Annotated in this window: 18 protein-coding genes; 9 read left to right on the forward strand and 9 right to left on the reverse strand. The window is 72.7% G+C overall.

The features are described 5' to 3' along the window. Nucleotides 1-7 precede the first annotated feature (7 nt). The 3 genes from uppS (at nucleotide 8) to WMF39_RS33310 (ending at nucleotide 3,255) form a co-directional block, all read left to right on the forward strand. Complete coding sequence (gene uppS, locus WMF39_RS33300) at nucleotides 8-859, forward strand: polyprenyl diphosphate synthase (protein WP_437740501.1); 852 nt, start codon at nucleotides 8-10, stop codon at nucleotides 857-859. A gap of 2 nt (nucleotides 860-861) precedes the next feature. Further along, a complete protein-coding gene (locus WMF39_RS33305) occupies nucleotides 862-1,683 on the forward strand; it encodes a phosphatidate cytidylyltransferase (RefSeq protein ID WP_437740502.1) in 822 nt (273 codons plus the stop codon). 246 nt (nucleotides 1,684-1,929) lie between these two features. Next, nucleotides 1,930-3,255, forward strand: a complete 1,326-nt coding sequence (locus tag WMF39_RS33310) for a Glu/Leu/Phe/Val family dehydrogenase (protein ID WP_437740503.1) — start codon at nucleotides 1,930-1,932, stop codon at nucleotides 3,253-3,255. A gap of 52 nt (nucleotides 3,256-3,307) precedes the next feature. Here WMF39_RS33310 and ygfZ read toward each other — a convergent pair whose 3' ends face one another. From ygfZ to WMF39_RS33325, 3 genes are all read right to left on the reverse strand, one after another. Beyond that, a complete protein-coding gene (gene ygfZ, locus WMF39_RS33315) occupies nucleotides 3,308-4,306 on the reverse strand; it encodes a CAF17-like 4Fe-4S cluster assembly/insertion protein YgfZ (RefSeq protein ID WP_437740504.1) in 999 nt (332 codons plus the stop codon). 61 nt (nucleotides 4,307-4,367) lie between these two features. Beyond that, nucleotides 4,368-4,997 (reverse strand): hypothetical protein, encoded by a 630-nt coding sequence (locus tag WMF39_RS33320; protein ID WP_437740505.1) that lies wholly within the window; start codon nucleotides 4,995-4,997, stop codon nucleotides 4,368-4,370. Nucleotides 4,998-5,030: 33 nt separating this feature from the next. Then, nucleotides 5,031-5,609 (reverse strand): hypothetical protein, encoded by a 579-nt coding sequence (locus WMF39_RS33325; protein WP_437740506.1) that lies wholly within the window; start codon nucleotides 5,607-5,609, stop codon nucleotides 5,031-5,033. A 279-nt stretch (nucleotides 5,610-5,888) separates the two neighbouring features. Here WMF39_RS33325 and WMF39_RS33330 point away from each other — a divergent pair, with 279 nt between their 5' ends. The 4 genes from WMF39_RS33330 (at nucleotide 5,889) to WMF39_RS33345 (ending at nucleotide 10,049) form a co-directional block, all read left to right on the forward strand. Then, entirely contained in the window at nucleotides 5,889-7,235 is a 1,347-nt protein-coding gene (locus WMF39_RS33330; RefSeq protein ID WP_437740507.1) for a vitamin K epoxide reductase family protein, read from the forward strand. A 7-nt stretch (nucleotides 7,236-7,242) separates the two neighbouring features. Continuing rightward, nucleotides 7,243-7,941 carry a hypothetical protein gene (locus WMF39_RS33335; protein ID WP_437740508.1) on the forward strand — a complete coding sequence of 233 codons (699 nt, stop codon included), beginning with the start codon at nucleotides 7,243-7,245 and terminating at the stop codon, nucleotides 7,939-7,941. Next, nucleotides 7,938-8,657 (forward strand): thioredoxin-like domain-containing protein, encoded by a 720-nt coding sequence (locus WMF39_RS33340; RefSeq protein ID WP_437740509.1) that lies wholly within the window; start codon nucleotides 7,938-7,940, stop codon nucleotides 8,655-8,657. Before WMF39_RS33335 ends, WMF39_RS33340 begins: the two co-directional genes overlap by 4 nt. 90 nt (nucleotides 8,658-8,747) lie before the next feature. After that, nucleotides 8,748-10,049 (forward strand): MopE-related protein, encoded by a 1,302-nt coding sequence (locus WMF39_RS33345; RefSeq protein ID WP_437740510.1) that lies wholly within the window; start codon nucleotides 8,748-8,750, stop codon nucleotides 10,047-10,049. Here WMF39_RS33345 and WMF39_RS33350 read toward each other — a convergent pair. Together WMF39_RS33350 and WMF39_RS33355 are read right to left on the reverse strand one after the other, a co-directional pair. After that, complete coding sequence (locus tag WMF39_RS33350) at nucleotides 10,014-10,541, reverse strand: methylated-DNA--[protein]-cysteine S-methyltransferase (protein WP_437740511.1); 528 nt, start codon at nucleotides 10,539-10,541, stop codon at nucleotides 10,014-10,016. The two genes, WMF39_RS33345 and WMF39_RS33350, sit on opposite strands and share 36 nt — an antisense overlap. Beyond that, nucleotides 10,522-12,051, reverse strand: coding sequence for an AlkA N-terminal domain-containing protein (locus tag WMF39_RS33355; protein ID WP_437740512.1), 1,530 nt, complete (start codon nucleotides 12,049-12,051; stop codon nucleotides 10,522-10,524). Before WMF39_RS33355 ends, WMF39_RS33350 begins: the two co-directional genes overlap by 20 nt. 171 nt (nucleotides 12,052-12,222) lie before the next feature. Between WMF39_RS33355 and WMF39_RS33360 the strand changes: the two genes are divergently transcribed. Further along, the gene (locus WMF39_RS33360) at nucleotides 12,223-13,272 is read left to right on the forward strand and encodes a Glu/Leu/Phe/Val dehydrogenase dimerization domain-containing protein (RefSeq protein ID WP_437740513.1); all 1,050 of its coding nucleotides are present in this window, start codon (nucleotides 12,223-12,225) and stop codon (nucleotides 13,270-13,272) included. A 3-nt stretch (nucleotides 13,273-13,275) separates the two neighbouring features. Here WMF39_RS33360 and WMF39_RS33365 read toward each other — a convergent pair whose 3' ends face one another. The 3 genes from WMF39_RS33365 to WMF39_RS33375 all read right to left on the reverse strand — a co-directional run bounded on the left by WMF39_RS33365 (nucleotide 13,276) and on the right by WMF39_RS33375 (nucleotide 16,715). Then, nucleotides 13,276-15,039, reverse strand: coding sequence for a carbon starvation CstA family protein (locus WMF39_RS33365; protein ID WP_437740514.1), 1,764 nt, complete (start codon nucleotides 15,037-15,039; stop codon nucleotides 13,276-13,278). Nucleotides 15,040-15,271: 232 nt separating this feature from the next. After that, the gene (locus WMF39_RS33370; protein ID WP_437740515.1) at nucleotides 15,272-16,075 is read right to left on the reverse strand and encodes an SDR family NAD(P)-dependent oxidoreductase; all 804 of its coding nucleotides are present in this window, start codon (nucleotides 16,073-16,075) and stop codon (nucleotides 15,272-15,274) included. Nucleotides 16,076-16,157: 82 nt separating this feature from the next. Further along, nucleotides 16,158-16,715, reverse strand: coding sequence for a DJ-1 family glyoxalase III (locus tag WMF39_RS33375; RefSeq protein ID WP_437740516.1), 558 nt, complete (start codon nucleotides 16,713-16,715; stop codon nucleotides 16,158-16,160). Between the two features lie 205 nt (nucleotides 16,716-16,920). Here WMF39_RS33375 and WMF39_RS33380 point away from each other — a divergent pair, with 205 nt between their 5' ends. Next, on the forward strand, nucleotides 16,921-19,422 hold the full coding sequence (locus WMF39_RS33380) for an SUMF1/EgtB/PvdO family nonheme iron enzyme (protein ID WP_437740517.1): 2,502 nt from the start codon (nucleotides 16,921-16,923) through the stop codon (nucleotides 19,420-19,422). Nucleotides 19,423-19,842: 420 nt separating this feature from the next. Here WMF39_RS33380 and WMF39_RS33385 read toward each other — a convergent pair whose 3' ends face one another. After that, nucleotides 19,843-20,433 (reverse strand): Uma2 family endonuclease, encoded by a 591-nt coding sequence (locus WMF39_RS33385; RefSeq protein WP_437740518.1) that lies wholly within the window; start codon nucleotides 20,431-20,433, stop codon nucleotides 19,843-19,845. Between the last annotated feature and the right edge of the window lie 160 nt (nucleotides 20,434-20,593).

The following is a 20,593-nucleotide window of genomic DNA, read 5'->3' on the forward strand; positions in this document are numbered from 1 at the left end:
CCCGCCGATGAACCTCGTAGAAGCCAGAAATCTCCCGCGCCACGTCGGAATCATCATGGATGGCAACGGTCGCTGGGCAGAGCTGCGCGGCGAGCCGCGCGAGGCCGGACACAAGGCCGGCAGCGCCGCCGTGCGGCGGATCGTGCGCGTGTGCCGGAGGCTCGGCGTCGAGGCGCTGACGCTGTACGCGTTCAGCGAGCAGAACTGGGCGCGGCCTCGGAACGAGGTCGACGCGCTGATGGGGCTGCTGCGCGAGTACCTGATGAGCGAGCGCTGCGAGATCCTCGAGAACGACATCCGCCTGGTCGCGATCGGCGACATCAGCCGGCTCCCCGAGGGCGTGCGCGACGTGCTCGACCCGCTCCGGAAGGCGTCCGCGACGAACCGCCAGATGACGCTCGCGCTGGCGCTGTCCTACGGCGCGCGCGAGGAGATCGCCGCCGCGGCGCGCGAGCTCGCGATGGAGGCGGTCGCCGGCAGGCTCGATCCGGAGTCGATCGATGGGGCGCTGCTCGCCGCGCGGCTGCCGAGCCTGAGCGTGGGCGAGCCGGATCTCATCATCCGCACCGGCGGCGAGCAGCGGCTCTCCAACTTCCTGCTCTACGGGGCCGCGTACGCCGAGCTGTCGTTCACCGAGCGGCTGTGGCCCGACTTCACCGAGGACGACCTGTTCGCCGCCATCGCGGCCTACCAGCGGCGCGACAGCGCCGACTCGCCCGCGCACGACGCGGAGGGTGGCGCCGGGGGCGAGCCGGCCAGCGCGCGGGGCGCGCTCGACGCGGAGCGGCCGTGGCGCGCGCACGAGATCGCCGCGCCCGCTTCGCATGCTTCCCACGATGGCTCACGGACGGGGGTCTGAGATTGGCTGCTTCCAACCTCACGATGCGGGTGCTCACCGCGCTCGTGGCCGCTCCCCTGCTCCTCTCGCTGCTCTACCTCGGCCCGAGCTGGGGCTGGGCGGCGCTCGTCGCGGTCGCCTCCGCCATCGGCGCGCTCGAGTTCTTCGCGATGACGCACGCGGACGACCGCGTCGCGCGGGCCATCGGCGTCGCGCTCACCCTCGCCGTCCTCGGCGTGATCTGGCGATTCAGCGGCTCTCCGGGCGCGCTCCTCGCGCTGATCTTCCTGCTCCCGTTCGTCGCGATGCTCATCACGCTGGTGCGCCTCGGCGAGATGCGCACCGCGGCGCTGCGCGTGCTGGCGATGACCTTCGGCCCGCTCTACGTGGGCGGCGGTCTCGGCGCGCTGGCGCTCCTCCGCCGCGACGGGGGCGCCGACGGCCCCTCGTTCGTCGTGCTGGCGATGCTTCTCTCCTGGTTCTCCGACACCGGCGCCTACTTCGCCGGCCGCTTCCTCGGCCGGCGCAAGCTCTACGAGGCCGTGAGCCCGAAGAAGACCGTCGAGGGCGCGCTCGGCGGCCTGCTCTTCGCCGTGATCGGCGCGCTCCTTGCTCACTTCTGGTTCCTCCGGTCGCTGCCGCTCGTGGACGCGCTCGCGCTCGCGATCGTCGCGGGCGGCCTCGGTCAGGCGGGAGACCTCGGGGAGTCCCTGTTCAAGCGCTCCTTCGGGATCAAGGACTCTGGCGGGATCGTGCCCGGCCACGGCGGCATCCTCGACCGCGTCGATGCCCTGCTCGTGACCGGGACCATCACGTATCTGTATGTCCTGTGGTCGAGGCCCTGAACGGCGCCGCGCGCCGTGCGCCGTGCGCCGTCCCAACACCGCGCATCCATCGATGCGCGACACCCGCATCGCACGCACGCGCCGCAGCCTCGCCCCCGACGCGGCTCTCCTGCCGTCAACGCGGCGCCTCCTCGCACACTGGCAGCCTGACGCATCGCTCCGCCCGTCCGGAACCGCGATGACGCATCGCATGGTTGCGCCCGACGTTGAACGGAAGGGCTCAGCGCACTAGAAAGTTACATAGCCATGGAAGAACAGCTCAGTACCAAGACCACGACTCCGCCAGTGAGCGTCCCTGCTGCTCCGAGCCACAGGCACAAATACGAGTTCTTCAAAGTCGTCCAGGGTTACCTCGACGAGGCTGCCCGACTGATCGAGCTGCCGGGTTACATCACCACGATCCTGAGCCAGCCGAAGAACGAGATCATCGTCAATTTCCCTGTACGGATGGATGACGGCAGCATCCGGCTCTTCAAGGGTTACAGGATCCAGCACAACAACCTCCTCGGGCCGTTCAAGGGGGGCATTCGATATCACGAGACGGTATCGCTCGATGATCTCAAGGCGCTGGCCGCGATGATGACGTGGAAGTGCGCGCTCATGAACCTGCCGCTCGGCGGCGGAAAAGGGGGGATCAAGTTCAACCCGAACGAGGTGTCGCGCGCCGAGCTCCAGCGGATCACCCGCCGCTTCTTCCATGCGCTCGGCGGAAACATCGGCCCGGAGACGGACATCCCGGCTCCCGACATGGGCACCGACGCAAAGACCATGGCCTGGGCCATGGACACGTACATGAACACCGTTGGCCAGCTCTTCAAGCAGGCGGTGAAGGGCGTCGTGACGGGCAAGCCGGTGGCGTCGGGCGGCACGTACGGTCGCGAGAAGGCGACGGGCCAGGGCGTCGTCCACTGCATCACCGAGTGGGCCGAGGACAACGACGTGAACCTCGGCGGCTCAACGCTGCTCGTGCAGGGCTTCGGCAACGTCGGCTCGCACACGGCCGTGCTCCTGTCGAAGCTCGGCGCCTCGACCGTCGCTGTCGGCGATCACACCGGGTATCTCTACAATCCGGAAGGGTTCAATCCGCACAAGCTGCAGGACTACGTGAAGAAGAACCGCTCGATCGCGGGCTACCCTGCCGGCAAGCCGATCAGCCGAGAGGAGTTCTTCCGGCTCAAGGCGGACATCTTCATCCCGGCGGCCCTGGAGAACCAGGTCGGCGTGGAGGAGGCGAGCTGGCTGCAGGTCCGCCTCGTGGCCGAGGGCGCGAACGGGCCGTGCACGCCCGAGGGGGAGAAGTTCCTCCTGGAGCGCGGGATCCATATCCTGCCCGACGTCCTCGCCAACTCGGGCGGCGTCACGGTGAGCTACTACGAGTGGGTGCAGAACAAGCGCTCGGAGACATGGACGCTCGAGGAGGTCGACTCCCGGCTCGAGAAGGCGATGAAGCGGGCCTACCGCGAGGTGACCGAGCTGGCGCGGCAGAAGAAGTGCACGCTGCGCCTCGCCGCCTATGCCGTGGCGCTGCAGCGGCTCGCCGCGGTGTATGGCGAGCGCGAGATCTTCCCCTGAGATCGCTTGTCCGCGCTCCTCCGGCCCGCCGTCCGTCCGCGACGGCGGGGCGCTAGACCTTGGCCCGACCCGGCCCGTCCCCCGCCCTCGGCGCGCGCGTGATCTCGGCCGCCCGGCCGGCGACCCGGAGCGCGGCGCCCTGGACGGCGTGTTTGTATTTGACGTAGCCGAGCGCGAGCAGCCCTGTCCCGCGCGGATCCTCGACCTGGCTCGTGACGGTGCCGACGGCCGCGCCGTCGGGCAGCGCGATCTCCGCGCCCGCGGGCACGCCGCCCTCCCCCTCCACGGCGAGCTGCACGAGCCGCTTCTTGGCGTGGCCGCGCGCCTGGAGCATGAACACCGTCTCCTGCCCCAGGTAGCACCCCTTGTTGAACGACACGGCGCGCTCCTCGATCGAGGCCTCCTGCGGGAAGTTCTGGTCGTCGAAGTCGACCCCGAACCGCGGGACGTTGTTCTCGACCCGGAGCACCTCCCACGCCGCCGCCGTCACCGGCAGGACCGCGCGGGCCTCGCCCTCGGCGAGGAGCGCCTCGACGACGGCGCCCTCGGCCTGCCGGGGCGCCACGAGCAGCGCGCCCCCGAGGCCGGTCCAGTCGACGATCGCGGCCTCGGCGCCGGCCGCGCGCCCGGCCGCCGCGAGCTCGGCGGACCGCGGGCCGTGGACGAACGCCCAGGCGTGCTCGCCGGAGGCGTCCTGGACCTCGGCGTCCTCCATGATGAGGTAGCGCTCGAAGATCTCCCGGAGCTGCTCGACGCGCTCCCGCAGCGCGCCGACGTAGATGCGATCGGCCGCGATCACGATCCACACCTCGGCGAAGATCCTCCCGGTCTTCCCCACGTTGAGCCCGTACGCGCCGCCCGCGGGAGGCGCGGCCTTCGCCCCGGCAGGCAGCGGCTTCTGCGGCGCGAGATCGCAGGTGACCAGGCCGTTCAACCAGGTCTGCCGGTCCGAGCCGGTGACGATCAGCGTCCCGAGCTCGGGCATGGCCTGCACGAGCGCCCCTTCGCGAAGCGCGCGCCGCCGCTCTTCCAGTCCGTGAGCGTTGCTCATCGAGGCCGGATCGTGGAGGAGGGAGCCCGCGCCGTCGAGGGGCGGCCCGAACTTTCAGCGCTCAGGGATCGACCTCGGCGACGAGCGCCGGGAACTGAGCCGACTTGTGGACGCCCGGCGGGACGATCGCCGCGTCGACGTGGCCGACGAGGCGGCGGAGCGCGTCGACGTCGGCCGAGAGCACCTCGGCGACGACGGTGAGCGCCCTCGGGAGCGACGCGACGGCCTCGATCACCGCGTCCGCCGACGCGCACCGGACAAGGACCACGCGCGCGCCGACCTTCGCGGCGGCCTCGGCCCCCTCCTTGCTCTCCGCCAGCGCGAGCGGGAGCATACGCATCGTCCTCGCCCCCTTCGCGAGGCGGTCCCAGTCGTCGAGCGGCAGCGTCGCGTCGATGCAGACCCCGTCCGCCCCGTGGTAGCGCGCCGCGAGGGCGCCGTCGCGATCGCTCACCCGCGACAGGCAGAGCGACGGCACCGTCCTCGTCGCCAGCGCGGCCCCCTGCATGGCGGGCCCCGCCTCGGCGAACGCGAGCGCGGAGATGTTGAGCTCATGCAGCCGCGCCGCATCCTCCGCGGGCGCCTCCGAGCCGACGAGCCCGACAAGAGCCATGTTCTTCCTGCGGGTGGAGATCACCTGGAGAAGATCGCGTGTGGACGGGACGATCGATCCTGCATCGAAATCCTGCATGGGGAGGGCGGGTAGACGAGACGAACGCGCGGGTCAAGCGAGGGATCGCTCTGGGTCCTCGAGCGCGGGTCGGGAATCCGTGGCTGGAACGTCGTGCACGCGCATCCACACGGCGGTCTGATCGCCCTCGTAGCAGACGCTGCCTTCGTGACGGAACTCGAACGAATAGCGGATCATGTGCCGCTTGACGCCGAGCCGGGAGCGCGTCGCCACGCACGTCGCCTCGATGGGCGCGCCCGGCTGGACCAGCTTGCGAAAGACCACCCGGTGAATGTTGGTGCCATAACCGATCCAGCCCTCGCGGTGGCGCAACCCGAGCAGGTGGTAGGCGTGCACGAAGCCGAGCATCCCCGTCGCGTGCACCATGATGCCGCCGGCGACGTGGCGCGGGTGCAGCAGCGGATGCGCCCGCTGCGCGTCGACGAGCGGCATCGGCCTGTCGGTCGGCATACGACAGCGCACGAGGCCCTTCTCGGCGTCCACCTCGAGGAGCTCGTCGAAGAAGAGCACCGAGGGGTCGTAAGGGAGGTCCGCGAGGAACTCGGCGTCGAACGGACCGAGCTTCACAGGAAGGGGCGCGCCGCTCGCCGCGCCGGGTGCAGAGGTCGTCATCGGTTGGCTCTGGGATCCCGAATCCCCCCGGGCCGGCTCCTAGCAGCGGCCGATCGCGTGGGCAACGCCGACCAGCGCCCCGCGTCTCGCGGCGCGCGCCGCGAGGCGCTGGGCCGGCGGGCTCGGCGAAGCCTGCCGGCGGGCTCAGCGCGGCGCGGGGACGATCGCCCCCTGGGCCGCGCGGCGCGCGTGCGCGTGCGTCATCGCGCGCGGGCGACGCCCGCGCGCACAGGCGTCCTTATTTGACGCGTTGCCCGACGTCGCGTAATCCACTCGGCCATGTCAGGCAGTCGTGGTCCTCGCGGGCCTGCAGCGCTCGCGCTCAGCGGGTCGCTCCTGGGACTCGCGTTCAGCGCCTCATCGACGTTCGATTACATCCGGCACCTCGACCGGCAGGTCCACGACCTGCACTGCAGCTTCGTCCCGGGGCTCGGCGCGCAGGCGGGCGCCGACACCGCGTGCCGCGTGGCCATGTACAGCCCCTACTCCGCGCTGTTCCGCGAGAGCTTCTGGGGCGGTATCCCCATCTCGCTGTTCGCCCTGGGCGCGTTCGCGTTCTTCGCGGCGTTCGCGCTCTATGTGCTGCTCTCGGCCCAGCACGCGCCGCGGCGCGCGGCGCACTTCCTGTTCGTCGCGGGCCTCACGCCGCTCGCCGTGTCGCTCCTGATGGCGACCATCTCGGCGATGCGCCTCGGGGTGTTCTGCAAGACGTGCGTCGGCATGTACATCTCGTCGGCGCTGCTCGCGGCCGGCGGCGTCTGGGCGTTCCTCGAGGACCGCAGGGCGGCCCGCGCCGCGGCCTGGTCCAGCGCGGCGCCGCGCGCGCCCTCGTCGGCAGGCGCGGCCGGGGTGGGGCCCACCGTCCCCGGGGCGCCCCTCGGGGTCGACGGGCCGGGCGGCGCCGCCGCAGCGCCCGCCGGCCCCCCGCGCCGCGTGGGCTCGCTGCTGCTCCTGCCGGGGTGGCTCGTCGCGCTCGCCGTGTGCACGGTGACGCCGGCGCTGCTCTACGCGAGCGCGCTGCCGAGCTACGCGAGCTACATGACCGGCTGCGGCAAGCTGGAGAAGCCGACCGAGCCCAACGGCGCCCTGCTCCACGTGACGCGCCCGGGCGCGGTGCAGCCGGCGACCCTCTTCGTCGACCCGCTCTGCCCGACCTGCAAGGCGTTCCACCAGCGGCTCGTGTCCGAGGGGGTGTTCGACAAGCTCGACGCGACGCTGGTGCTCTTCCCGCTGGACAGCGAGTGCAACTGGATGCTCGACCGGCCGGTGCACCCGGGCTCGTGCCTCCTCTCGAAGGCCATCCTGTGCAGCGATCACCGGGCGATGGATGTGCTCGAGTGGGCCTACGAGAACCAGGAGACGCTGCTCGAGGGCGCGAAGGCGGGCGCGGGCACCGCCAACGTGCAGGCGGCGATCCGGCAGCGCTGGCCAGGGCTCGACGCATGCATGGACTCGAAGGAGACGGCGCTGCGGCTGAACCGTATGCTCCGCTACATCGTGGACAACAAGCTCCCTGTCTCGACGCCACAGATGTTCCTGGGCACGACGCGGCTCTGCGACGAAGATACGGACATCGGGATGTCGTATGCGATAAGGCAGCTCGCGCCGGCGCTCCGGACGAAGTGAGGTGTTCATGAGAGGCGCAGGGATCATCGGGATCGTGGCCGGGTGCGCGCTTCTGGTCGCGTCCGGGGTGACGGTGCACAGCGAGGTGCAGGCCGCGTCGCAGCGCCTGAAGACGGGTGTGGCCGCGGCGGTGAAGCCGGCCGTGGCCATCGCCAACGACGCCGAGGCGCCGTATTGCACGCCCGCGTTCAAGACGGTGCTGCAGCGGGTGCTCAACGCGTGCGGCCTGGTCGGGGCGGAGGCGCGGCGCGGCTGCCAGCCGGCCGACGTGAAGACGCTCGCGTCGATCAGCGACGACGACTTCAACGCGCTCTTCACGCCGCTGAAGCAGCGCGGCGGGGTCGTGATGTTCGACGACGGCTCGGAGAAGCTCGACGACGACGGGAAGAAGATGCTCGAGGAGATGTGGCTCGACCGGCGGGGCGCCCGCTATTTCTTCATCGTCGCTCGCGCGTCGAAGACGGGGACGCCGGAGTTCAACCGGACGCTGTCGCACAAGCGCGCGAACAGCGCGTTCTTCGACATCTCCGACAAGTTCAAGGAGCAGGACCTGGACAAGAAGGTCGGGATGCTGTGGCTCGGGAACGAGTTCGCGCAGCTCGGCGCGGAATACTGCCAATGGAACGTCTCGCGCAAGAACAAGGCATGTGCGGCGGAGGCCATCAACCGGAGCGCTTTCGTCTCATGGGTGGACTGTCAGCTGTGAGCTCCGCGAGGAGGAGCAGCGCCCTCCGGGGCGCCTTCGTGGCCCTCGCCGTGGCCGCGGGGCTCGCGGGCGGGTGCGACGCGGACAGGAAGGCCGACCTGCCGCCGCCCCCGACGCCCGGCCAGGGGCGGAGCAACGCGGTGACGGCGCCGGGGGCCGCGGCGCCCGCGAGCGCCAAGGCGCCGGCGAGCGCCACGGCGGAGGCGGCGCCGGCCGCGCCGCGGCTCCTGTGCGCGGGGCAGTCTCCGCGGCCTGCGCCCTCGTCGGGCGGGCTCACGGCGGTCGCCGCCGGCGGCGCGGAGAAGCTGCCGGCGAACATCGGGTTCGGCGTCGGCAAATGGGTGTGGGTGAACTTCTGGGCGGCGTGGTGCAAGCCGTGCCTGGAGGAGATGCCGCGGCTGCTCGGGTGGCAGCAGAAGCTGCGGGCGGCCGGCGTGCTCGTCGACCTGGCGTTCGTCTCGATCGACGACGACGAGCGGCAGCTGTCGCGGTTCCTGGAGGCGCAGCCGGGCACGGGGGTGCGCGCCTCGTACTGGCTGCCCGACGGGCCCCAGCGGGCCGGGTGGCTGCGGCCGCTCGGCGTGAAGGAGACGACCGAGCTGCCGATCCACGCGATCGCGGCGCCGAGCGGGCAGGTGACGTGCGTGATCCAGGGCGCCGTCGAGGACGGCGACTATCCGACGATCGCGGCGCTCCTGGGGCCGAAGAAGCAGTAGGCGGGGGCGCTCCTCGAGGCGCGCCGTCGCAAAGCGGCGCTCGGCTTGAGCGGAGGTCGAGGTCGAACCTATCGTCGAGGGAGCGCCCTCGTGAAAACCTCCCTGCTGAGACGCCGGTTCGCCTTTCTCTTTCGTCTGTCCTCGCTGGTCGCGTCGACGGCGCTGCTCTTCGCGAGCTGCAAGGGCAGCGCCCCGCAGCAAGGGTCAGGCGATCCCTGCGAGAGCGCGCAGGACTGCGCGGACGGCGTCCCCTGTACGGTCGATCGCTGCGTCGGCGGTCGGTGCGCGTCGGAGGCGGACGACACCCGCTGTCCGGGCGGGCGCTGTGATCGGGCGAGGGGCGCCTGCGTCAACGACAAGGCGTGCGCGACGCCGGCCGACTGCGTGGACGCGGATCCGTGCACCCAGGAAGAGCGCTGCAACGAGTCGCTCCGGCAATGCGTCTTCGAGGGGCTGGACGGCGACGGGGACGACGCGCTGCCCGTGATCTGCGGCGGCGCGGACTGCGACGATGCCGATCCGCGCAACGCCCCGACGCTCACCGAGCTGTGCGACGGCGCCGACAACAACTGCAACGGCGCGGCCGACGAGGGCGAGGACAGCGCCCTCTGCGGCGCCGACGGCGCGCGCTGCGTGAGCGGGCGCTGCGAGTGCCCGGCCGGGCAGGGGTACTGTCCGCTCGAGTCCGCCACGGGGTTCCACTGCATCGACGTTCAGTCCGACCCGGAGAACTGCGGCGCCTGCGGGGCGCCGTGTCCCTCGATCACGACCTGCGTCGGCGGGCAGTGCACGTGCGCGGATGGCCTCGCGCTGTGCGGGTCCACGTGCGTCGACCTCTCCGAGGACGAGCGCAACTGCGGCGCGTGCGGCGAGGCGTGCGGCGAGATGGACTGCATCGACGGCGCCTGCACGGCGTGCGGCGATGTCGGCGAGCCCTGCTGCGACGGCGTGAGCTGCCGGGACGTCCTCAGCGAGTGTGGGGAGGGCGGCACGTGCGTCGTGAAGGCGTGCGCGGAGCCGATCGAGGCGCTGCCGGACACCCACCTCCCGCGGTGCTCGGCCGACACGGAGCCGTGCATCGACGCGTGCACGGTGAGCTCGTGTGTCGACGACTGCTTCGCGGCGGACACCACGGCTCCCCGCGCGTACCGCGGTGTGTCGTTCGACTGCGCCGGCTGCGTCGACCATCAGATCCAGGCCTGCACGTCGCGGATGTGCCAGCGGAGCCTGTCCGTGGCGTCTTGCTGCGTCGTGGAGCGCTGCCGCGGGGTCATCGACAAACTGTGCGAGGGCCAGTGCGGCGAGGAGCTCGACGCGTTTTATAGCTGCTCCGACGCGACGGAGTGCGGCTTCTTCCTAGTGGCGGAGGAGCCGCTCTCCTGCTTCCCCTGAGGCGCCCTCGTGCGCGAGCAACCACCGCTTCCGCTCGATGCCGCCCGCGTAGCCCGTGAGGTCGCCGCGGGCGCCAACGACGCGGTGGCAGGGGATGACCAGGCAGACCGGGTTCCTGCCGTTCGCCAGGCCCACCGCGCGGGACGCCGACGGCTGCCCGAGGGACGCCGCGACCTCGCCGTAGGAGCGCGTCGCGCCGGGAGGAATGCGCTGGACCTCCGCCCAGACGCGGCGCTGGAACGGCGTGCCGCCGGGCTCGACCGGGATGCCTGAGAGCGCGCCGAGATCGCCGCACAGATAGGCTTTCATCCGGCTGGAGAAGCCGCCGGGATCGGCGGCGCCGTGCAGCGCGACGGCGCCATACCGCGCCTCCAGCGAGCCGCGGAGGCGCTGCGCGTGATCCGCGAAATCGAGCGCGTGAATCGCGCCGCCCCCGGCGGCCAAGAGGATGACCCCGACAGGCGACTCCACCTCATCCAGCGAGAGATCCATCCGATACCTCCGTCTCTACGGGCCGCGCGCCCTGCGCGTCCGCCGTCCACAACAGCACCGCGGCGTAGGCGCGCCACGGGCGCCACGCCTCCGCCATCGCCGCGAGATCCGCGCCGGAGACGCCGCCGAGCGCGCGCCGCAGGCCGAGATCCGTGGCCGGGAACGCGTCCGGCTCGCGCAGCGCGCGCATCGCGATGTAGTGCGCGGTCCACGCGCCGACGCCAGGGACCGCGCAGAGCGCGCGCACCGTCTCCTCCAAGCCGCGCGAGGCGTCGAGCGCGACCTCACCGGAGGCCACGCGCGCCGCGAGCGCCGCAATCGTCGCGGCGCGGGCGCGCGGCAGGCCGAGGTCCGTCAGATCGGCCGCGGCGAGCGCCTCGGGCGCCGGGAAGACGAAGCGGAGCCCCTCGGCGCCCTCGGGCAGGCCGCCGCGGACCGCGAGCGGCTCGCCGTGCCGCTCGACAAGGCGGCCCGCGAGCTGCGTCGCGGCGCGGACGCTCACCTGCTGGCCCAGGATCGCCCGCACCGCGAGCTCGAAGCCGTCCCACGCGCCCGGCACGCGCACGCCCGGCATCGCGAGGACCCGCGGGGCGAGCCGCGGATCGGCCCCGAGGTGCGCGGCGATCGCGTCGGGATCGGCGCCGAGGTCGAAGAGCCGCCGCAGCCGCTCCGCGCAGTGGATGAGCCCCTCCGTGCCGGGCAGCCGCAGCCGCGCGAGGAGGTACGGCTCGCCGGGCGCCGGGCGCACCTCGACGACGCCGTGGCCGCCGGCGACGCGCACCGTGCGGCGGTACGCGCCGGGGCCCGCCGACTCCACGCCGGGGATCGCGCGCGCCCCGAGGAAGCCCGCGAGCGCGCCCCAGTCGAGCGGCGGCCGGAACGGGAGGCGGAGCGCGATGTCCGGCGCGCCGCCCGCCCCGCCCCCACCCTCCCCTCCCCCGCCCCGCTTCGACACGGCCTTTCGCAGCTCGCGCGGCGAGCGCTCGTAGGCGGCGCGGATCGCGTCGTTGAAGCGGCGGACGCTGGAGAAGCCCGACGAGAGCGCCACCTCGGTCATGGAGAGCGCGGTCTCGTCGAGGAGCTTCTTCGCGAAGAGCAGGCGCCGCGTCTGCGCCACCGCGAGCGGGGAGGCGCCGACGTGCCGCAGGAAGAGCCGGCGCAGGTGGCGCTCGCCCACGCCGAGCCGCGCCGCGAGCGCCGGGGCGTCCGCGTCGTCGAGCGCGCCCTCCGCGATGAGCCGGAGCGCCCGCGAGACGAGGGCTGACGTGCCCAGCCACGCGGGCGTCCCGGGCGAGGCCTCGGGGCGGCAGCGCAGGCACGGGCGGTAGCCGGCCTCCTGCGCGGCGGCCGCCGAGGGGAAGAACACGCAGCGCTCGCGCTTCGGCGTGCGCGCGGGGCAGATCGGGCGGCAGTAGATGCCCGTCGAGCGCACGCCCGTGAAGAAGCGACCGTCGAAGCGACGGTCGCGGGTCTCGAGCGCGCGGTAGCACGCGTCCTCGTCGATCCGCATGCAGGCGTCGTAGCGCGGGTGCCGCCGCGGCTCTGGCGCTTTTCGGACCTGTGAGGGCGGACGGGTCCCGCCGCCCCCGACCGCCCCGGCCCGACAGGCCGCTTCGGCGCGGGACGCCCGCCGAGCGCGCCGGCCCTGGCGGCCGCCGCGGAATGGTACGCTCGGCGCGGCATGAAGAGCGTGTTCGACACCCTTGCCGCCATGGGGCACGAGCAGGTGCTGTTCTGCGCGGACGAGCCCGCGGGCTACCGCGCGATCATCGCGATCCACAGCACCGCGCTGGGCCCGGCGCTCGGCGGGACGCGGCTCCTCGGGTACGCGAGCGACGAGGAGGCGCTGGTGGACGCGCTGCGCCTGTCGCGCGGGATGACCTACAAGAACGCGCTCGCCGGGATGGACGTCGGCGGCGGCAAGGCGGTCGTCCTCCGCAGCGGCGCGGGGCCGCTCGACCGGGAGCGGCTGTTCCGCGCGCACGGGCGCTTCATCGAGCGCCTCGGCGGCAGGTTCATCACGGGCGAGGACGTGGGCACCACCCCCGCGGACATGGAGCTCATCCGGCGCGAGACGTGCCACGTGAAGGGCCTCGCCGGCGAGGGTGGCGACCCGTCGCCGTGGACCGCGCGGGGCGTGCTCCGCGCGATCCAGGCCGGGGCCCGCCACCGGTGGGGCAGCGACGAGCTCGCGGGCCGGACCGTCGCGCTCCAGGGCTGCGGCAGCGTCGGCGCCCGGCTCGCGGCGGAGCTCCACCGCCTGGGCGCGCGGCTGCTCGTCGCGGACGTCGACCCGGATCGCGCCCGCCACGTCGCCGCCGAGCTCGGCGCCACGATCGTGCCGCCGGACGCGATCGCCTCGGCCCCGGCCGACATCTTCGCCCCGTGCGCGCTCGGCGGCGTCCTCGACGACCGCGCCGTGCAGGATCTGCGGGCCGAGATCGTCGCGGGCGCGGCCAACAACCAGCTCCTCGAGCCGCGCCACGGCGACGCGCTCGCCGCCCGCGGCGTCCTCTACGTCCCCGATGTCGTGGCCAACGCAGGCGGCGTGCTGAGCGGCGGCGCGGATCTCTTCGGCTGGTCCCGCGCCGAGGTCCACCGGCGCGTCCAGGCGATCTACGACACGGTCCTCAGGGTCCTCGAGATCGCGGCGAGCGACGGCGTCTCGCCGCAGCTCGCCGCCGAGCGGCTGGCCGAGGCGCGCCTGCGGCAGCGCGCCGCCGCCGGGTGATCGCTAGAGCGGTTCCCCCCCGCCGCTGGTACGAGCGTCGCGGAGCGCCGGCTCGGTGGCCGGGCCGTTCTTCAGCGCCTTCACCGACTCGACCATCAGCGACACAGCGAGCCCGATCAGCGCGAGCCCCACGACGCCGTTCATCGTCGTCGCGTTCAGCGCGAGCCCCTCGGTCCGCACGGCGGCGAACGCGGTCCGCACCTGGAGGATGAGGGCCCACACCGTGATCGTCATGACGAACACCATCGGGATCGCCGTGTACCAGATGCGCCGCTTCTCGCGGTGCAGCCAGACGGTGACCGCGAGGAGCGTCAGCGCCGCGAGCAGCTGGTTGCTCGTGCCGAACAGCGTCCAGAAGTCGAGGTACGCGGGCCGCACGCCGGGCGCGGGCGGGCGCGCGGTCATGATGAACAGCGTGGGCGGCGCCAGCGAGATCGCGGTCGCGGCCGCGGACACCACGCGCCCCTTCCAGTTGAAGAGCTCCTGGAGGATGTAGCGGCTGAGGCGCGTCGAGACGTCGAGCGTGTCGAACACGAAGGTGGAGAACGCCATGGCGCCGAACGTCGCGGCGAACAGGAAGTGCTCCTTGCCGATGATGACGGTGAGGAACTTGCCGATCCCGTCGCCGTAGATCTTGCCCGGCCCGGGCAGCTTCGTCCCCTGCGCCACGATGACGAGCGTCGCGAGCGCGATCAGCGCGACGAACGCCTCGGCCAGCATCGCGCCGTAGCCCACCGGGTGGGTGTGCGTCTCCTTCGAGATCTGCTTCGACGTCGTCCCCGAGCAGACGAGCCCGTGGAAGCCGGAGCAGGCGCCGCAGGCGATGGTGACGAACAGGAACGGGAAGAGCATGCCGGTCGCGCCGCCGGTGTTGAACGTGGTGAACGCGGGCTGCCGCAGCTCGAACTCCCCGGGGTAACGGAGGTTTCCAAAGAAGATGCCGATCACGCCGACCGCGAGCGCGATGTAGAGGACGAACCCGCCCAGGTAGCCGCGCGGCTGGAGGAGCAGCCAGACCGGCAGGAGCGAGGCGATGAGGCAGTAGACGAGGATGATGAGGCCGAACGCGCGCTGCGGGTTGTCGAGCGGCAGGACGAACGCTGTCGAGATCTTCGTGCCGAGCCAGACGACGCCGAGCGTCGCGGGCACGAAGAGGAGCGTGGTGAGCCAGAGCGGCGGCTTGAGATACCGCTCGACCAGGCCCATGACGATGGAGAGGCCGAGGTAGGCGGCGCTCGCCGCGGCGACGGCGCCGCCGGGGTTGAACTGGAACGCGCCGCCCTCGAACTCCTCGGTCTTGCCGACGAAGGTGCTCGCCGTGATGTCCGTGAAGGCGACGATCACGTAGGACAGCGCGAGCCAGATGAAGATCATCATCGACAGCCAGGCGCGCCGGCCGATGTGCCGCTTCGCGATCTCGGCGACGCTCTCCGCCTCGTGGCGGACGCTCGCGATGAGCGCGGAGAAGTCGTGCACCGCGCCGATGAACACGACGCCGATGGCGATCCAGAGGATGCACGGGAGCCATCCGAACGCCTGGCCGGCGAGGATGGGGCCGGCGATCGGCCCGGCGGCGGCGATGGCGCTGAAGTGCTGCCCGAAGAGGTAGAACGGCTTCGTGGGGACGTAGTCCTCACCGTCGTTCACCTTGACCGCGGGCGTCACGGCGCCGTCGTCGAGCGCGTAGTTGCGCGCGACGATCCGCCCGTAGAAGCGGTAGCCAAGGCACAGCACGACGATGACGGTCAGGGCGAGCAGCGGCAGCACGCGGCGGAGTATAAGGCCATCCGCGGGCGACAGTGGTCCGGCAAACGAAGGGGAAGGGCGGCGGTGGGTCGCCGGACGGGCGCAGGCCCCCGCCCATGCCCCGCGAAGGCCGCGAGCAAGAGGGCTCGGCCGCATCGGCGGCGCCTCGGGGCTCCGGGTCGATGCAAGGCTCCACGACGCCAGAGAGCCCGATGGTGCCGTCCGGAGGAGCCCCCTCGGAGACGCGCGGCCCTCAGACGCTGGCGTTCAGCGTGTCCCAGTAGCTGTGCAGCCCACGGAGGTTGTTCCCGCCGTCGACGAACACCGTATCGCCGGTGATCCAGCGCGACTCCTCGCTGCAGAGGAACGAGACCACGGGCGCCACGTCGGTCGTCTCCCCGATCCGCCCGAGCGGCGTGCGCTCGAGGAACCTCTGGGCGCTGAGCCCCGCCGTGAGCCCGAAGTCGTCGACGAGCGGGGTCCGGATGAGCCCCGGCGCCACCACGTTCACCCGGATGCCGTGGCGGCCGAGCTCGGACGCGGCCACCTTGGTGAGCTGCGCGAGGGCCGCCTTGGAGGCGCAGTAATGCGACAGGCCGTCGGTCGCCAGCACCTGGTTGATGGAGCTGATGTTGACGAAGGCGCCCGGCTGTTTCGCGGCGATGAGGCCGCGGGCGACCGCCTTCATGAAGAGGAAGGGGCCCTTCAGGTTGGTGCCGAGGACGCTGTCGAAATCCTCCTCCGGCAGGTCCGTCAGGAGCGCGAGCGTGGCGATCCCCGCGTTGTTCACGAGGATCCCCGGCAATCCGAACGCCGACGTCGCCGCCTCGACGGCGCGCGACACGTCTTCGGCGCGGGACGCGTCGCCCAGGAAGGGCAGCGCGCGCGCCGGGCCGTCGGCCGCTCGGTTCAGCGCCTCGGCCGCCGCCTCGACCTTCGCCGCCGTCCGGCCGAAGAGCAGCACGTTGCTGCCGCGACTCATGAGGTCTTTCGCGATCTCGAGACCGATCCCCTGACCACCCCCGGTAACAATTGCGCTCTTGGAAATAAGCTTCATCTCGACCTCCGTGACTGCGGAAAGCAGATCCAACGTCCTTGATTGCCCAGAGGAACTTCGGCCGACCGAGCGCCGATCTCGCTCAGTCCGTCAGCATCATCGGCGCGCGCACCTTCTCGGCGATCTCCTCGCCCCGGAGCCGCGCGACGAGCGCGAGCGCGAACGCCATCGCGGTGCCCGGCCCCTGGCTCGTGACGAGCAGCCCGTCCTCGACGACCGGGCTCGCGAGGAGCTCGCCGTGCGCCGACACCACGTCGTTCACGGACGGGTGGCACGCCATCCTGCGGCCCTGGAAGAGCCCGTGCGCCGCGAGCGCGATCGGCGCGGCGCAGATCGCCGCGACGACCCGGCCCGCCTGCGCCTGCGCATGAAGGCGCTCCCCGACGGCCGGCGAGCTGGCGAGCCGGTCGGCCCCGCCCTTGCCGCCCGGGAGGACCACCACGTCGAAGTCGCCCGTCACCGCCGAGAGATCAGCGTCCGGCACGAGGCGCACGCCTCGGCTGCAGCGCACCGGGCCCGGGCCATCGAGCCCGGCGAGGACGACCTCGACCTCGGCGCGGCGCAGGACATCAACGATGATCGTCGTTTCCATCTCCTCGGCTCCCTCGGCAAGGATCACGAGCGCTCGCGGCGTCTTCATCGGCGTCGGCATGGGGCCGCGGGCCGCCGGATGCAAGCCGGACGCAAGCCGGACGCAGACCAAGTACAAACCGAGCGCTGCGCGGACGCAGGCTGAGCGAGCGCATGCAAGCAGGTGCGAGCCGATGCAAGCGCGCGCGAGCTTGCGGTGGCGGGCGGCGCGGAAGCCCCTTTGCCTGGGCACGGCGACGCGCTAGGAGCGGGGCATGGCGGAGCCGTCCGACGATCCGTTTGGCCTCTCGGGGCAGACCATCGAGGGGAAGTACCGCGTCGCCGCCGTCATCGGCGACGGCGGGTTCGGCGTCGTCTACCGGGGGATGCACGAGGGCTTCGGCGAGCTCATCGCGATCAAGTGCCTGAAGCTGCCGGCCTCGCTCGACGCCGCGGAGCGCGACGCGCTGCTCGAGACGCTGCGGGGCGAGGGGCGGATCCTGCACCGGCTGTCGCGGGCCACCTCGGGCATCGTGCAGGCGCTCGACGTCGGCGCGTTCACCACCCAGGCCGGCGTGTGGGTGCCCTACCTGGTGCTGGAGTGGCTGGAGGGCCAGACGCTCGGGCAATACCTCCGGGAGCGGCGCGAGCGGGGCGAGGCCGGCATGTCGATCGCCGAGGCGATCCAGCTGCTCACCCCGGCCGCGCGCGCGCTCGCCGTCGCGCACGCGCACAAGGTCGCGCACCGGGACGTGAAGCCGGCGAACCTGTTCCTCACCCACGTCGGCGGGGCGCGGACGCTGAAGGTGCTCGATTTCGGCATCGCCAAGGTGCTGTCCGACCACCCGACGTTCACCGAGGCGCTCGCCGCGACCCGGCAGGGGCCGAGCGCGTTCACGCCGCGCTACGGCGCGCCCGAGCAGTTCAACAAGGCCCGCGGCGCGACGGGCCCGTGGACCGACGTGTTCGCGCTCGGGCTCATCTTTGTCGAGCTCGTGAGCGGCAGGCGCGCGCTCGAGGGGGACGACCCCACGCAGCTCTACGTCGCCTCCGCCGATCCGGCGGTGCGCCCGACGCTGCGCGCGCGCGGGCTCCCGGACGCGCCCGAGGCGATCGAGCGCGTGCTCGACAAGGCGCTCGCGATCGAGCCCAAGCACCGCTTCACGAGCGCAGGCGAGTTCTGGGACGCGCTCTCGGCCGCGGCGCACGGCGAGCGCGCGGGGGCCTTCGCGGGTCGCGGCGGCCCCTCGGCGGAGCACGCGGCGGGGCAGTCGACCGCGGAGTACGCCGCCGCGCAGGGGCTCGGCGTGGCCGTCGGGCCGAGCGAGCCGACGATGCTCGCCGACGCGCACGCGCCCGCCCCGGTGCGGCCTGCCGTCGTCAAGGTGAGCCACGGCGCGAGCGGGCCGCTGGCCGCCGGCGCGAGCGGGCTGCCGGCCGCCGGCGCGACGGGCGGCGCGGCGCCTCGGGCGAGAGACGGGGGCGGCGCGCTGGCGACGGGGGGCTCCAGGACCGCGCAGGTCGAGGACTCCATGATCGAGACGGTCGCGCCCGCCAGCCCCCCTGCGGCCGGCGCGGCCCCGCATCCCGGCGCGGCCCCGCATCCCGGCGCGGCCCCGCACCCTCAGGCCGCGGCGGGCGGACCGCCGCACGCCGCGCCGCCGGTCGCAGCGCCGCCGCAGCGCCGCAGCGCCGCGCGCGCAGCGCTTCCCTGGTTCGTGGCGGCGCTCGTGCTCGGCGGCGCCGGCGCCACGGCGTATGTCCTGACGCGGGCGCCCGACAAGAAGCCGGCGAAGGCGCCGGCCGCACGCGCCACCGCGGCGTCGTCCGCCGGGCGCGCCGCGAAGACCGCGGCGGGCGTGCCGGCGCCCGCCAGCGCCGCGCCGACCGCGAGCGCCTCGGGCGCGGCGCCTTCCGCCGAGCCCGCCGCGCCCGCGGCGCCGCCGGCGGACATGGTCTTCGTCGGGCCCATCTCGACCACGATCGGCGCCGCGGGCGAGGCGCGCCAGGTGACGCTCACCCGCGGGTTCTACATCGATCGCAACGAGGTGACCGTCCGCGCCTACCGGGCCTGCATGCAGCAGCGCATGTGCTCCACGGCGGATCACGTCTCGCTGACGCCCGAGCTCCTGCCCGGCGCGCAGGCGCCGGCGGCGCCAGAGGAGCAGCGGGAGGTCGAGCTCTGGACGCGGCGCTGCAACGAGCCCCGCAACGCGACAGGGCACCCGATCAACTGCGTCGACTATTCCCAGGCCGAGAGCTACTGCCGCTTCCGGGGCCGGCGGCTGCCCACCGAGGCGGAGTGGGAGGTCGCCGCGCGCGGCGCTGCCGGCCGGGCCTTCGTCTGGGGCGACGAGGCGCCGGCCTGCGAGCGCGCCTGCTACGATCGCAACGAGGGCTGCCTCGCGCGCGGCGCCGACGTCTCGACCTGCGCGTCCGGCGCCCACCCGAGCGATCGCACCCCGGAGGGCGTCTACGATCTCGCCGGCAACGTGTCCGAGTGGGTCTCGGACGGCCTCGTCTTCCCGCCGCCCGGCGGCGAGAACCCGCAGGGCGACCCGTCCTTCCCGCTCAAGGTCGTGCGCGGCGGCAGCTTCCTGGACGGCCCCGAGAAGCTCTCCGCCACGTACCGCACCGCCGCGGCGCCGGTCACCGCGCACGCGTGGATCGGCTTCCGCTGCGCCATGGATGCGCCGGCGCAGGAGGACGCCGCCGCGCAGCCGCCCGCCCCCGCGCCGCAGGCTGCGCCGGGCGAGCAGGGAGCGGCGGCGCCCTGAGCTGAAGCGCCGCGCTCCTCGTCCTCCCGCGCGGCATGGCCGGATCCGGTGCCGTGCGCCCACAAATCATCGATCCGACAGGGCCGGGGCGGGGCGTTTCGCTCGATTCCTGAGCGTTTTTTCTGGATCCTGGGTAAATTGATCTGGTTCCCAGAGTCGATTCTCTCGTTGTGGCTTTCGATCACCTGGATCCGAGAGATTCAATTCTGAGCGGAGCTTTCATTTAGCCAGAGTACAGAGTTGATTCTCTAGATTCCGTCTAGATTCAGTCAGTTTCCTGGCTGAGATGTCTCGGTGCCGCTGATCCCGGGGCCCCCGCTACACCAGCGCCGAGCCGCCGCCCCAGCTGACCGACCACGACGAGACCCGCTACCAAGAGCGTCGAACAGAACCTCCCGTCGCCAGGCAACCGAGGAGCTACTACTTCGCCCAGAGGACCGAAAGGTCGAGCTCGATCGCCTCGAAGGGCGCGACGCGAACGCGCGCGGCGTCGCGGTGGATCGGACCGCGCTCCCAGCTGCGACCGGACACGAGAGAGGACACCTCGAGCGTGCGTGCGATCGGGTCGACCAGCCACGCGTACCGCACGCCCTCGCGCGCGTAGATCGGCATCTTCTCCGTGCGGTCGACGTCCTCGGTCGACGGGCTCAGGACCTCGCAGATCCAGTCCGGGGCGAGCGCGAAATACGCCGTCTCCGGCAGCTCGGACATGCGCTCGCGGCGCCAGCCGGCGAGGTCGGGCACGAGCGCGTCGATCTCGCCAGGCGCCATCGGGTCGGGGAAGTGCAGCTCGGGCTCGTCCAGGATCCACCAGCCTCCCGGACCGCCCTTGCCATGGTCGAACGGGCCGGTCAGCTCGGCACCCAGGCCCGAGCTTGCGCGCGCGTGCCGCGGCGCCGGACGGGGGAACACATGCAGGGTGCCGCGAATGAGCTCCGCCACCCTGTTCGGCGGGACGGCCTCGAGGTCGGCGTACGTGGCGCGGCGCTGCTTCTCGGCGGGCTGCCCCATGGGCAAAGCCTGCCCGGGGTGGGACGGCGAGGCAAGGCGGGGCAACGTGGTGCGCGGCGAACCGAAGTGGCGGGAGCGCGCGCGTCGCGACGCATCGTCCCTCGTCCATGGGTCGAAAGAGCGGGCCCCGCGCGGCGCAGAGCGCGAAAAGGGGCGCATC

It is taken from the genome of Sorangium sp. So ce1504, assembly GCF_051521635.1.
Lineage (GTDB): Bacteria > Myxococcota_A > Polyangia > Polyangiales > Polyangiaceae > Sorangium > Sorangium cellulosum_B.